Below are 12,145 nucleotides of genomic sequence, written 5' to 3'. Positions count from 1 at the left end.
TCAGGTGCCTGGCCGAGCGTCCCTACGGTGGATGCACATCGCGACGCAGCGCCCCGGAGAACACTCCGGGGCCTCGACGCTTGCCCCGCACAGCATCACGATCCTCGCTACGAGGTCGGAAGGAAGTCACCGACACCATGGCACTTCAGAACACGCATCGCTCCGCCGGCCGCGCCGTCACCCCCCTGCGCTCCACCAGCCGCGCCGCCCGCACCCTCGGCGGCGCCGCGCTGCTCGGCACCGTCCTGGCCGGCACCGCCCTCAGCGGCGGCGCCGCCAACGCCAACGACCAGGAGCTGTCCGGCTCCAGCGAGCAGGGCACCACGACCGTGCAGTCGACGCAGTCGAGCCAGTCCAGCGAGCTGCCCAGCTCCGGCTCCTCCGCGGGCTCGACCGCGGCCCCGGCGAGCTCCGGCAGCTCCAACTCGATCATGAGCGCGGCCGAGTCCGCCCTCGGCACCCCCTACTCCTGGGGCGGCGACGACCTCGGCGGCATGGACTGCTCGGGCCTCGTGACCTACGCCTACCAGCAGGCCGGCATCGACATCCCCCGCACGAGCAGCGAGATCGCCGCCCAGGGCACGTCGATCTCCGAGTCCGAGGCGCAGCCCGGCGACATCGTCACCTACCCGGGCCACGTCGCGATCTACGCCGGCAACGGCAAGATCATCGACGCCTCCGGCTCGCAGCAGAAGGTCGTCGAGCGCGACATCTGGGGCTCCCCCAGCGGCTTCGTCACCTTCCGCTGATCCCCCCGGCGCCACGGCGCCACGGCGCTCCGGCGCCCACAGCGACCGGCCCGGTCCCGCACTGCGGGGCCGGGCCGTTCTCCTGCGTCACCGCCGCGCGGAGTGCTCCTGGATCGCGAGCTCGTACAGCCGCAGCAGGTCGTCCGAGGCGTTCTCCCAGGAGTACTTCTCGGCCTCTGCGCGCGCCGCCTCGCGGATCGAGGCGCTCAGCTCCGCATCGGCGAGCCTGTCCAGGGCGGCATCGAGGCTGTCCTCGTCGCGGGCGTCGAAGAGGAGCCCGTCGACCCCGTCGGTGACCTGCTCCATCGTCGGCCCGGAGCGGGCGGCCAGGACGGGCAGGCCCGAGGCCATGCCCTCGAGGATCACCAGGCCCAGGGTCTCGGTGACCGAGGGGAACACGAAGCCGTCGGCGCTCGCGAAGGCGCTCGCGAGCGCCTCCCCCTCGAGGAAGCCGGGGAAGACGGTGGAGGTCCCCGCGAAGATCCGCTCGAGCTCCCCGCGGAAGGGTCCGTCGCCGACGATCGCGAGCGCGACGTCGTCCCGGCGGTCCATCATCGGCCGCAGACGCTGGATCTCCTTCTCCGCCGCCAACCGGCCGACGAACACCAGCAGCGTCTTCTCCGGATGCCCACCGGAGAGGTGCTCGCGCACCTCCGCGGAGGCGAAGCGGGGGTGGTACTGGGCGGTGTCCACCCCGCGGCGCAGCACGTGCAGGTTCCCGATGCCCTCGTCCGCGAGCTCGTCGCGCATGGTGCGGGAGGTCGCGATGTTGACGTCGGCCAGGGCGTGGTTGCGCTTGATCTGCCACCAGACCAGGGGCTTGGACCACTTCCATGCCCGGTAGAGATCGAGGTAGCGCGGGATGTGCGTGTGGTAGCTCGCGAGCAGGGGGATGCGCTGGCGGTGGGCCGCGTAGGCCCCCGAGGAGGCCAGCAGGATCGGTTGGGCCGCGTGGACCACGTCGGGGTGGAAGCCGCGGATCACCCCGTCGACGGTGGGGCTGGGCAGGGTGAAGCGACGATGCTTGTAGAACGGCAGCGTGACCGGCTTCATCCCCACCACCCGCGCCCCGTGGTGCTCGGTCACGCCCAGGTCGGGGGCGATCACCATCACCTCGTGGCCGAGGTCCACGAAGCGCTCGACGGCGTGGCGCAGACGGGTCACCACGCCGTCGACCGACGGCAGGAACGTCTCGGTGACGATCGCGATCTTCACGCGGCCGGGGTCACTTCCAGGTGACGGTGGGCAGCACGAGCTCGTCGGAGACCCGGTCGACGTTCTCGCGGGCCACCCGCAGGATCTCCTCGAGCACCTCGTCGGTCAGCAGGTGCGGCTCGAGACCGAGGTCCAGCAGGTTCGTGTTGACCGCGTTGTAGTAGTGGTCGTACTTCTCCACGCGCGGGTTCTCGAGGTGGTCGATGCCGACCTTGAGGCCCTGCTCCCGGGCCACGCGCTGGACCTTCTCGGCGAGGTCCTGGACGCTGAAGGACTCGGTGAACTGGTTGAACACCCGGAACTCGCCGCGCTCGGCGGGGTTCTCGCAGGCGATCTCGATGCAGCGCACGGTGTCGGCGATGTTGAGGTAGCCGCGGGTCTGCGAGCCGCCCCCGTAGACCGTGAGGTCGTGGCCGATCGCCGCCTGGATCAGGAAGCGGTTCAGGGCGGTGCCGAACACGGCGTCGTAGTCGAAACGGTTGGTCAGCCGCGGGTCCAGCCGGGTCTCGTCGGTGTCGAGGCCGTAGACCACGCCCTGGTTGAGGTCGGTCGCGCGCACGCCCCAGATCCGGCAGGCGAACATGATGTTGTCGCTGTCGTGGACCTTGGTGAGGTGGTAGAACGAGCCGGGCGCCTTGGGGAAGGGCAGACGGTCCTTCCGGCCCTTGTGCTCGATCTCGATCCACCCCTCCTCGATGTCGATGTTGGGCTGGCCGTACTCCCCCATCGTGCCGAGCTTGACGAGGTGGCAGTCGGGCGCGTGGTCCTTGATCGCCCACAGCACGTTGAGGGTGCCCTCGACGTTGTTGCGGTGGTTCTCGATCGCGTGCTCGCGGTCGATCATCGAGTAGGGGGCGCTGCGGTGCTCGGCGAAGTGCACGAACGCCTCGGGCTGCTTCTCGGTGAACACCCGGGTGACGTCGTCGTAGTCGGTGAGATCGCCGATCACGACGTCGATGTCCTTGCCGGTGACCTCCTTCCAGGCGGCCACGCGCTCCTCGAGCGGGAGGATCGGCGTCATCGAGTTCGAGCCCAGCTCGGTGTCGATCTCACGGCGCACGAGGGAGTCCACGATGGTGACCTCGTGGCCCTTCTGCGAGAGGTAGAGGGCAGTGGGCCAGCCGCAGAATCCGTCTCCGCCGGCGACGACGATCTTCATTGCAGGGAACCTCCTGGTCAGGGTGTGGGCTCGACATCCTCCAGCGTATCGGTGTCCGCCTGGGAAGGGCGCCCTCCGGGTGACGGGGAGATGACATCGTCGCGACGGCGGTCCAGCCGTCCCGTGCGCCGCAGCCAGATCTCGAGGGGGACGGTCACCAGCGGCGGCACGGAGCAGGCGAGCGCGAGCAGCGCGACCCACCAGCGCCAGCGCAGGCGCACCGCCGCCACCAGGGCCACCGCCACGTAGGCGACGAAGACGCCGCCGTGCAGACGCCCGAACAGCCAGACCCCGGCCTCCGTGCCGACGGGCCCGTACTTCAGCACCATGCCCACCAGGAGGCCCGCCCAGGTGACGGCCTCGGCGAACGCGACGATCGCGAAGACCCTGCCCACGGTCGCGATCTCCCTGTTCCCGCCGCTCATGCGCGCACCACCCGCAGGGTGCGGATCTCGAAGGGACGCAGGTCCAGGTCGATCGCCGACCCGGCCCCGCGCCGCTCCTCGGTCCCGTCCCCGCCGTCGCGCACCAGGGATGCGAGGTGCGAGGGGGCGTCCTCGCCGAAGGGGCGCTCGAGGAGGTCCACGGCGGCGACCTTCGGCTCGTCCTGGCCGGGCACGTCGAGCACGAGCCGAGCTCGTGCCCGTTCGCCGTGGGATTCGTACAGGCGCAGCACGAGGTCGCCGGAGCGGTCCTCGGCGAGCTTCACGGTCTCGATCAGCACGCCGGGCGCACCCTCGATCCGCGCGAGCGGAGCGGCGGCCCGTGCGACGCCCCCCGGCACGACGCGCTCGGGGAGGTTCGTGCGGTAGCCCTCGGCGATCGCGTCGGCGGTGTCGGCGCCGGGGCGCAGGGCGAAGCGCAGCGAGTAGATGCCGTGGTCGGCTCCGGGGTCCGGGAACTCCGGGGAGCGCACCAGGGTCGCCCGCACGGTCGTGGTGGTCCCGCCGTCGGCCTCGCGCACCGTGCGCAGCACGTCGTGGCCGTAGGTCGAGTCGTTGGCCAGGGCGACGCCCCGCTCCCCCTCGGCCACGTGCACGAAGCGGTGGGCGCAGGTCTCGAAGCGGGCCGCGTCCCAGGAGGTGTTCACGGGGATCGGGCGGTCCACGTGCCCGAACTGGACCTCGCTGCTCATGACCTGGGCGCGCAGGTCCAGTCCGAAGCCGAGCTTGAGGGCCTTGCGCCGCTCCTTCCAGTCCAGGTCGATCGTGATCTGCAGGGAGGCGTCCCCGGGGTGCAGCTCGAAGGTCTTGGCGATCTCGCTGCCGGCCCCGGTGACCCCGGCGCTCGACCCCGCCGGCGCGGTCGTGGTGTAGCGGTAGGTGATGCGGGCGCCGCCGGCGATCTCGTCGACCTCCACGCTGGTCGGGGCGTCGAGGTCGCGCACCACGTGGCGGTAGAAGGCGTCGATGTCCCAGGCGTCCCAGGCATTGGGGGTGTCGCGGTGCAGCTGGAGCCGGGCACCGGAATCGCCCGGGGCGATCGCCTCGCGGCCGCTCGCGCCGTCGATCAGCGAGAGGATCTCCCCCCGGCCGTCCAGCAGCGCGCTCACCAGCCCGTTGTCGAGGGCGACCCGGTCACCCCGGCGCATCACGCTCACCCCCTCCCCGCGGCTCGGGGCGGGTGCCGCGCTGTAGGGCGCGATGCCGCGCCGGGAGACCACCGGCGCGGTGTTCAGCAGCACCTCGTCCTCCCCGGTGTCCGGGTCGTCGGGCCCGACGGTCCGTGAGAGCGCGGCGAGGGAGGTCTCGATGATCCGCTCGGCCCGCTCCCGGATCGAGGCGTGGTTGCGCTCGGCGTCGCGGTGGACCCAGGCGATCGAGGAGCCCGGGAGGATGTCGTGGAACTGCAGCAGCAGGGCGTCGTGCCAGATCTCCTCGAGCGCGTCGTGGGGGTAGAGCTCGTCGGCGCGGAGGGCGGCGAGGGTCGCGAGGTGCTCGGCCTCGTGCAGGAGCGCCTCGCTGCGACGGTTGCCCTGCTTGGTGGCGAGCTGCGCGCTGTAGGTGCCGCGGTGCAGCTCGAGGTAGAGCTCCCCCGCCCACACCGGCGGCTCCGGGTAGGAGTCCCGAGCGCGGTCGAAGAACTGCTCGGGGCCCGCGAACTCGACCTTCGGGGAGCCCTCGAGGTCGGCGGCGCGACGTCCGGCGGCGATCATCTCGGGGGACGGTCCTCCCCCGCCGTCGCCGAAGCCGAAGAGGTCGATCGCGACGTCCGAGCGTCCCTTCTCCTTGAAGTTGCGCTCCAGGAACGCCAGCTCGGAGGGCTCCAGGGTGCCGTTGTAGGTGTCGGCGGGAGGGAAGTGGGTGAACACGCTCGTGCCGTCCAGACCCTCCCAGCTGAAGGTGTGGTGGGGGAAGGTGTTGACCTGGTTCCAGGAGACCTTCTGGGTCAGGAAGTCGTCCTGCCCGGCGAGGGCGGCGATCTGCGGGAGCGCGGCGGAGTACCCGAAGGAATCGGGCAGCCAGGTCTGCGTGGTCTCCACCCCGAACTCCTCGAGGAAGAACCGCTTGCCGGCGACGAACTGCCGGGCCATGGCCTCCGACCCGGGCATGTTGGTGTCGGACTCGACCCACATGCCGCCGACGGGCACGAAGCGACCTTCGGCGACCTTCTCGCGGATCCTCTCGAACAGCCCCGGGTAGGACTCCTTCATCCACAGGTACTGCTGCGCGGAGGAGACCGAGAACGTGAAGTCGGGCTCGGCGTCCATCAGGGCGATCGCGTTGGAGAAGGTGCGCGCGCACTTGCGGATGGTCTCCCGCACGGGCCACAGCCAGGCGGAGTCGATGTGGGCGTGACCGGTCGCCATCACCGTCAGCGCCGAGTCGTGCGCAGGTCGTGCGAGCAGCGGCCGCAGCACCTCGCGGGCAGCGTCCGCGGTTCCCGGCAGGTCGTCCGGATCGACGACGTCCAGGGCCGCCTCGAGCCCGCGCAGGATCTCGGCCCGGCGGGTGCCCGCCTCGGGCAGCTCGCGCATCAGCCCGGCCAGAGCGCGCACGTCGCGGCCGAGCTCGCGGACGCGACGGTCGCTGCGCTGCAAGTGCAGGGCACGGATCGTGTACAGCTCCCGCTCCGGGACGGTGTCCGGATCCCCCAGGTCGGTCGGCGCGAAGGTCCACCCCCCGGCGACCGACGGGTTCGCGGCGCACTCGAGGTAGAGGTCGATCTCCTGGCCGGCCTGCAGGGCGAGGGAGGAGTTCAGGGGGTTGACCGCCTTGAGCGGCTCGGCCTGCGGGGTGAACACGAGGGCTTCGGCCTGGAAGCCCGGCATGTCGGTGAAGTCGAGATCGACGACGAGCTCGCAGAGGTCCTCGGGCCGGTCCCATCCCGGCGGGACGGTGCCGGTGACGTGGAGCCAGAGCGTCGACCAGGCGCGACCCCAGCTCTGCCCGACCTCGATGTCCCGGTAGTCGTCCGCGGCGATGGCGCGGGCGGGCGGCACGGGCTCGCCGGGGAGGGCATGGGCGCTGATGCGCACCGGGACCTGCTCGCGGCGACCGGCGTCGGTGAGATGGTCGCGGGAAAAGCGCTGGATCCGCTCCTCGATGAGGCGGGTGTCGTCATGCATGGCGTGTCTCCTCGGCGGCGCGGACGGCGTGCACGGATGCGGTCGGAGGGTGGGATCCCCTCGAGACTATCGGCCCGACGGACCCCATGCGGCGAGGATGTCGTCGCCCAATCGCGGCAGCAGGACGCGGTGGTGGTCGCAGAACTCGTGCCCGGTGCCGATCACGGCGGCGAGGTCGGCGTCGGGGTCCACCCACAGGGCCACCCCGAGCATCCCGAAGTGGCCGAAGGTGCGCGGGCTGCCCGCGAGGGCGGTCCAGTGCGGGTGCTTGTGGCCGCGGATCTCGAAGCCGAGGCCGAAGGGGTTGGGGTCCTGCTTGCCGAAGCCGGGCATGATCCCGGCGAGCTCGGGCAGCTGCGCGGTGGTCGTCCGGGCGAACACGTCGGGGCCGACGAGCGTGGGCCGCAGCAGCTCGAGGGCGAACAGGGCGAGGTCCTCCAGCGGGGCGGAGGCGCCCACCGAGGGCGAGCCCGCCCACTCCAGGCGGTCCATGCCGAGGGGTCCCGTGACGCGCTCGCGCACCCAGTCCTCGAAGTCCCGTCCGACGGCGGAGGCGACGTGCTCGGCGGCGAGGTCGATGCCGCGGTTGGAGTAGTGGCGCCGCCGGCCGGGCGGCTGCAGGACACGGTCGGACTCGTAGAAGAGGCCGGAGGCGTGGCACAGCAGGTGGCGCAGGGTCGACCCCTCGGGACCGGCCTGGTCCTCGAGGGTCACCGCGCCCTGCTCGAGGGCGATCGCGCAGGCGTAGGCGGTGAGGGTCTTGGTGACCGAGCGCAGCGGGCGCGACCGGGTGAGGTCGCCGGCGCTCGCGCGCACGCCCTCGGGGCCGAGCACGATCGCGGCCGCCTCGAAGGGGAACTCCTCGAGGACCCCCAGCCCGGGGGTCATCCCCGCGCCCCGTCCCCTCCGAGCGTCCCGGCGTCGGCCCGCTCCAGGACGGCGTCCAGGAGCCCGGGCCAGCGCTGCTGGTGCACCGGTCCGAAGGGCTCCTCGCCGAGGAAGCTCACGGACAGGCCGCGGTCGGGGTCCACGAGCAGGAAGGACCCGGACTGGCCGAAGTGCCCGAAGCTCGTCGGCCCCGAGAGCTCCCCCGTCCAGTGCGGGGACTTGTGATCGCGGATCTCCAGGCCCAGACCCCAGGTGTTGTCCCGCTGGCGCCCGAACCCGGGCACCACGCCGGCGAGTCCCGGGAACTGCACGGTCGTCGCCTCGCGCCAGAGCTCCTCGCCGATCAGGGTCGGGTGCAGCAGCTCGCGGCCGAGGGCCAGCAGGTCCTCGATGCTGCCGCGGAACCCTGCTGCCGGGGATCCGTCGACCTCGAGGTCCACCAGCCCCAGCCCCTGCACCACGCTGCCCTCGAGCCAGTCGGGCAGGTCGCTGCCGGTGGCGTCCTCGAGCACGCGGCCGAGCACCTCGAAGCCGGTGTTGGAGTAGATGCGGCGGGTGCCGGGCGCGGCGAGCACGGTGTCGGCGTCGAAGGCGTACCCGGCGGTGTGGGCGAGCAGGTGGCGCACGGTCGCCCCCTCGGGCCCGGCCTCCTGGTCGAGGGAGAGCAGGGAGCGGTCGAGGGCGATCAGCGCGCCGAGCGCCGTCACCGGCTTGGAGACGCTCGCGAGCGGGTGCACCCGCGAGGTCTCGCCGCGGCGCAGGAGCGGGCCCTGCGCATCGGTCACGCCGAGGGCGCAGGGGAAGCCGAAGGCCTCGAGCAGTTCGTCCACGGTGTCGCGGGGCTCGTCACGGGTCTCGTCACTGGTCACGGCCCCAGGGTCGCACAGGCCTCGAACGCTCGGACCATCACGTGCATTTGACCCCTCTTTTACTTTTTCTTGACGTATGGCTGGCTGTGCACGTCCGCAGATCGGACATGTCCTGAAGAACCCGCCACACGGTGGCCCCCCGCGCCGTCTCTCCTGAGGAGAAGAGAGATGACCATCGATCGCACAACCGCCCGGGGCGCCGTCGGCCGACGCACCCTGCTCGTGGGAGCCCCGGTCCTCACCGCCTCCCTGGCGATGGGCACCGCCCCCGCCCTCGCCAAGGACACCGTCCTGAAGAAGGGGTCACGCGGCAGCGCGGTGACCTCACTGCAGAAGAGCCTCGCGAAGGTCGGCTACTGGTGCGGGAGCGCCGACGGCAGCTTCGGGGCCACCACCCAGCAGGCCGTCTACGCCCTGCAGAAGGCGGCGGGGCTCACCGCCGACGGCGTGTACGGCCCGAAGTCGAAGGCCGCACTGGCGGCGAAGAAGAGGCCGAAGCCGAAGATCACCTCCGGGACCGCCTTCGAGATCGACAAGAAGAAGCAGCTGATCTACTGCATCAGCTCGGGGAAGCTGAAGTTCATCCTGAACACCTCCACGGGCTCGGGCAAGCGCTACTACTCCGGCGGCCGCTGGAAGACGGCGACCACTCCGAGCGGTGACTACACCATGCAGCGCTTCCACTCCAGCGGCTGGGAGACCGCGCCGCTGGGCCGCCTCTACCGCGCGGGGTACTACGACCGGGGCTGGGCGATCCACGGCTCCACCTCGATCCCGCCCTACGCCGACTCCCACGGCTGCTCACGCCTCTCCGTCGCGGCGACCGACATGCTGTGGAAGGAGGGCTGGATGAAGAAGGGGCGGCGGGTGCTGGTGCACTGAGAGCCGCCGCCGAGCTCGGCGCGAGCAGCTCCGCACGAGGAGCGGGGACCGCGGCGACGGGGTGCGCCTCCACACGACCTGCACACCCCTTCCCCCAGGTCCTCGCTCCTCCTCGCGTTCAGCGACGACGTGGCACGATACGATCGATCAGCACCGCCCGTGCCTGTGCGCCTTCTCCGCCGTCGGCGGCCCCCCGGACGCACAGGCTCCACCGGGCATCGTCTCGACAGCGGAGGATCGACCGTGGGGATCTTGGATCGGATCGAGCGCGGACTGGACCGCGGCGTCACCAGCGTGTTCACGTCGGGTCGCGGCCAGCTCAAGCCGCTCGACCTCGCCCAGGGGCTCAAGCGCGAGTGCGACGACCAGATCCAGGTCCTGGATCGCACCCGCACGATCGCCCCCAACGTCTTCACGATCTACCTCAACTCCGAGGACCGTGAGCGCTTCTCCTCCTGGGAGGACACGCTCATCGAGGAGATGGAGCGCGTCGTCCTCGAGCACGCCGAGAAGAACCGGTACGTCTTCGTGGGAGGCGTGGTCGTCTCCCTCGAGGCCGACGACGAGGTCCGCGCGGGCCGCTTCGAGACCGAGTCGCGCACGGAGCGCGGCACCGTGGCACCGGCGACCGGGGCCGAGCAGGCCGCCGGACCCGGCCACCCCATCGTCGAGATCGACGATCAGCAGTACCTGCTGACCGGCCCCGTGACCGTCATCGGCCGCGGCGGCGACGCCGACATCATCCTCGACGACACCGGCGTCTCCCGTCACCACGTCGAGTTGCGGGCCGACGGCGGGAACGTGACCGTGACCGATCTCGGATCGACCAACGGCACCTTCGTGGACGGCGAGCGCATCCGCACGCCCGTCCCGGTCCAGGACCGCTCGACGGTCCGCATCGGACGCACCCGGATGACCGTGATCCTGCCCCAGCAGTCGCAGGCCTCCTGGTGATCGCCGCATGAGCGAACTGACGATCCTGGTCCTGCGCATCGCGCTGGTGCTGGGGCTGTGGCTGTTCGTGGTCGCCGTGCTGCTGATCCTGCGCAACGATCTCTTCGGCACCACCGTGGTCAACCGCGGCACCAAGCCGGACCCGCGTCGTGAGCAGCGGCCGTCGGCCGATCCCGCCCAGGCCGCATCGCTGCGCACCGATCCCTCGGTGATCGCGACGGCGCTCGTGGTCACGGCCGGTCCACTGCGCGGCACCACCCTCACGCTGGGGCGCACCCCGGTGCTGATCGGCCGCGCCCCCGAGTGCACCCTCGTGCTCGACGACGATTACGCGTCCAACCGCCATGCCCGGGTGTTCCCGCAGGACGACGAGTGGATGGTCGAGGACCTCGGCTCCACCAACGGCACGCTGCTGTCCGGGACCACGATCGAGGGCGCCGTGCCGTTCCGGCCCGGTGCCCAGGTGCGCATCGGCCGCACCGAGATCGAGCTGAGGCGAGGTCCCCGATGACCGTGGCGCTGCGCTACGCGGCCCGCAGCGACGTGGGTCTGGTGCGTTCGAACAACCAGGACTCCGGGTACGCGGGCAGCCACCTGCTGATGGTGGCCGACGGCATGGGCGGGCACGCCGGCGGCGACGTCGCCTCCTCGATCACCGTGGGGCGGATGGCGCAGCTGGACACCGACACCCCCGCCTCCGACCTGGTCGCGAGCCTCGAGGAGACGATCCTCGACGCCAACCAGCAGATCCTGCGCCGCGCCCGTGACGAGCCGCAGCTGGCCGGCATGGGGACCACGGTCACCGCCCTGCTGCGCGCCGAGGGCCGCTTCGCCCTCGCCCACATCGGGGACTCGCGCGCCTACCTCCTGCGCGACGGCGAGACCGTGCAGGTCTCCAAGGACCACACCTTCGTCCAGCGCCTCATGGACGAGGGGCGGCTGACCCCCGAGGAGGCCGAGCGCCATCCGCAGCGCTCTGTGCTGATGCGCGTGCTCGGCGACGTCGACGCGGATCCCGAGCTCGACCTCTCGATGCGCTCGGCGCGAGTGGGCGACCGCTGGATGCTGTGCTCCGACGGACTGTCGGGGCTGGTGTCGCTGGAGACCATCGACGCCACCATGACCGGCTTCGAGGACCCCGACGAGTGCGCCGAGGCCCTCGTGCAGCTCGCTCTCAAGGGCGGCGGGCCGGACAACATCACCTGCATCGTCGCCGACGTCGTGGACCTCGACGACCTGCCGCGGGGCCAGGAGGCCCCCTCGAGCGCCCCGCTGATCGTCGGCTCCGCCGCACGCACCCGCAACCAGCCCACGAGCGCCTCCGGGCCGGCCGCCCGCGCCGCCGCCCTGACCCGCAGCGAGAGCACCGAGGTGCCCTACTCCGACGAGGACTTCGAGGAGGAGGAGCCGCCGAGGCGCGGCCCCTGGCCCGCGCTGGTCACCCTGGTGCTCGTCGTCGCCGTGCTCGCGGGCGCCCTCTGGGCCGGGTACACCTGGTCCCAGAAGCAGTACTTCGTGGGCAGCGACGGGGAGCACGTGGTGATCTACCGCGGCATCTCGCAGGACCTCGGGCCGCTGTCGCTGTCCGACCCCGTGGAGACCACGGAGGTCGCCGTCGGCACCCTGCCCTCGGTCACCCGCCAGCAGGTCGGCTCGACCATCCCGGCCGACGATCTCGAGGACGCCCAGAAGATCGTGCAGCGCCTCGAGGACCAGAGCGCCACCACCCTGCCGACGACGCCGACCGAGGGGCCCACGCCACCGGCCGACAGCTCCTCGAGCGCCTCCGACGGCGGCGGATCGGACGGCGGCGGCTCCTCCGACAACGGCGGGTCCTCCGCCGGCGACGAGGGGGACTGAC

General features: G+C 71.7%; 11 protein-coding genes. 5 read left to right on the top strand and 6 right to left on the bottom strand.

Annotated features, from left to right (window positions below):
* Positions 1 to 137 precede the first annotated feature (137 nt).
* A complete protein-coding gene (locus DEO23_RS03020; protein ID WP_109274499.1) occupies positions 138 to 749 on the top strand; it encodes a C40 family peptidase in 612 nt (203 codons plus the stop codon).
* A gap of 87 nt (positions 750 to 836) precedes the next feature.
* Here DEO23_RS03020 and DEO23_RS03015 read toward each other — a convergent pair whose 3' ends face one another.
* The 6 genes from DEO23_RS03015 to DEO23_RS02990 all read right to left on the bottom strand — a co-directional run bounded on the left by DEO23_RS03015 (position 837) and on the right by DEO23_RS02990 (position 8,448).
* Positions 837 to 1,964, bottom strand: a complete 1,128-nt coding sequence (locus DEO23_RS03015) for a glycosyltransferase family 4 protein (RefSeq protein ID WP_109274498.1) — start codon at positions 1,962 to 1,964, stop codon at positions 837 to 839.
* Between the two features lie 10 nt (positions 1,965 to 1,974).
* Positions 1,975 to 3,123 (bottom strand): NAD-dependent epimerase/dehydratase family protein, encoded by a 1,149-nt coding sequence (locus tag DEO23_RS03010; protein ID WP_109274497.1) that lies wholly within the window; start codon positions 3,121 to 3,123, stop codon positions 1,975 to 1,977.
* A 17-nt stretch (positions 3,124 to 3,140) separates the two neighbouring features.
* Entirely contained in the window at positions 3,141 to 3,548 is a 408-nt protein-coding gene (locus DEO23_RS03005; RefSeq protein ID WP_109274496.1) for a DUF3817 domain-containing protein, read from the bottom strand.
* Positions 3,545 to 6,691: an alpha-mannosidase gene (locus DEO23_RS03000; RefSeq protein ID WP_109274495.1), complete on the bottom strand. Its 3,147-nt coding sequence runs from the start codon at positions 6,689 to 6,691 to the stop codon at positions 3,545 to 3,547. Before DEO23_RS03000 ends, DEO23_RS03005 begins: the two co-directional genes overlap by 4 nt.
* 66 nt (positions 6,692 to 6,757) lie before the next feature.
* Positions 6,758 to 7,579: a serine hydrolase domain-containing protein gene (locus DEO23_RS02995; RefSeq protein WP_109274494.1), complete on the bottom strand. Its 822-nt coding sequence runs from the start codon at positions 7,577 to 7,579 to the stop codon at positions 6,758 to 6,760.
* Positions 7,576 to 8,448 (bottom strand): serine hydrolase domain-containing protein, encoded by an 873-nt coding sequence (locus DEO23_RS02990; RefSeq protein ID WP_109274493.1) that lies wholly within the window; start codon positions 8,446 to 8,448, stop codon positions 7,576 to 7,578. Before DEO23_RS02990 ends, DEO23_RS02995 begins: the two co-directional genes overlap by 4 nt.
* 168 nt (positions 8,449 to 8,616) lie before the next feature.
* Here DEO23_RS02990 and DEO23_RS02985 point away from each other — a divergent pair, with 168 nt between their 5' ends.
* The 4 genes from DEO23_RS02985 to DEO23_RS02970 all read left to right on the top strand — a co-directional run bounded on the left by DEO23_RS02985 (position 8,617) and on the right by DEO23_RS02970 (position 12,144).
* Positions 8,617 to 9,330, top strand: a complete 714-nt coding sequence (locus DEO23_RS02985) for a L,D-transpeptidase family protein (protein WP_109274492.1) — start codon at positions 8,617 to 8,619, stop codon at positions 9,328 to 9,330.
* A 243-nt stretch (positions 9,331 to 9,573) separates the two neighbouring features.
* On the top strand, positions 9,574 to 10,284 hold the full coding sequence (locus DEO23_RS02980; protein WP_109274491.1) for an FhaA domain-containing protein: 711 nt from the start codon (positions 9,574 to 9,576) through the stop codon (positions 10,282 to 10,284).
* A gap of 7 nt (positions 10,285 to 10,291) precedes the next feature.
* A complete protein-coding gene (locus DEO23_RS02975) occupies positions 10,292 to 10,795 on the top strand; it encodes an FHA domain-containing protein FhaB/FipA (protein WP_109274490.1) in 504 nt (167 codons plus the stop codon).
* Complete coding sequence (locus DEO23_RS02970; protein ID WP_109274489.1) at positions 10,792 to 12,144, top strand: PP2C family protein-serine/threonine phosphatase; 1,353 nt, start codon at positions 10,792 to 10,794, stop codon at positions 12,142 to 12,144. Before DEO23_RS02975 ends, DEO23_RS02970 begins: the two co-directional genes overlap by 4 nt.
* Position 12,145 lies beyond the last annotated feature (1 nt).

The sequence above is a fragment of the Brachybacterium endophyticum genome, assembly GCF_003130585.1.
GTDB lineage: Bacteria > Actinomycetota > Actinomycetes > Actinomycetales > Dermabacteraceae > Brachybacterium > Brachybacterium endophyticum.
The sequence above is the reverse complement of the archived record's forward strand: the minus strand, read 5'-3'. Positions and strand labels throughout refer to the sequence as shown.

Bases quoted from the DNA above. Each gene is read 5' to 3' on its own strand.
- DEO23_RS03020 (WP_109274499.1), top strand. From the start codon at position 138: ATGGCACTTCAGAACACGCATCGCTCCGCCGGCCGCGCCGTCACCCCC.
- DEO23_RS02970 (WP_109274489.1), top strand. From the start codon at position 10,792: ATGACCGTGGCGCTGCGCTACGCGGCCCGCAGCGACGTGGGTCTGGTG.
- DEO23_RS02985 (WP_109274492.1), top strand. From the start codon at position 8,617: ATGACCATCGATCGCACAACCGCCCGGGGCGCCGTCGGCCGACGCACC.
- DEO23_RS02975 (WP_109274490.1), top strand. From the start codon at position 10,292: ATGAGCGAACTGACGATCCTGGTCCTGCGCATCGCGCTGGTGCTGGGG.
- DEO23_RS02995 (WP_109274494.1), bottom strand. From the start codon at position 7,579: ATGACCCCCGGGCTGGGGGTCCTCGAGGAGTTCCCCTTCGAGGCGGCC.
- DEO23_RS03005 (WP_109274496.1), bottom strand. From the start codon at position 3,548: ATGAGCGGCGGGAACAGGGAGATCGCGACCGTGGGCAGGGTCTTCGCG.
- DEO23_RS03000 (WP_109274495.1), bottom strand. From the start codon at position 6,691: ATGCATGACGACACCCGCCTCATCGAGGAGCGGATCCAGCGCTTTTCC.
- DEO23_RS03010 (WP_109274497.1), bottom strand. From the start codon at position 3,123: ATGAAGATCGTCGTCGCCGGCGGAGACGGATTCTGCGGCTGGCCCACT.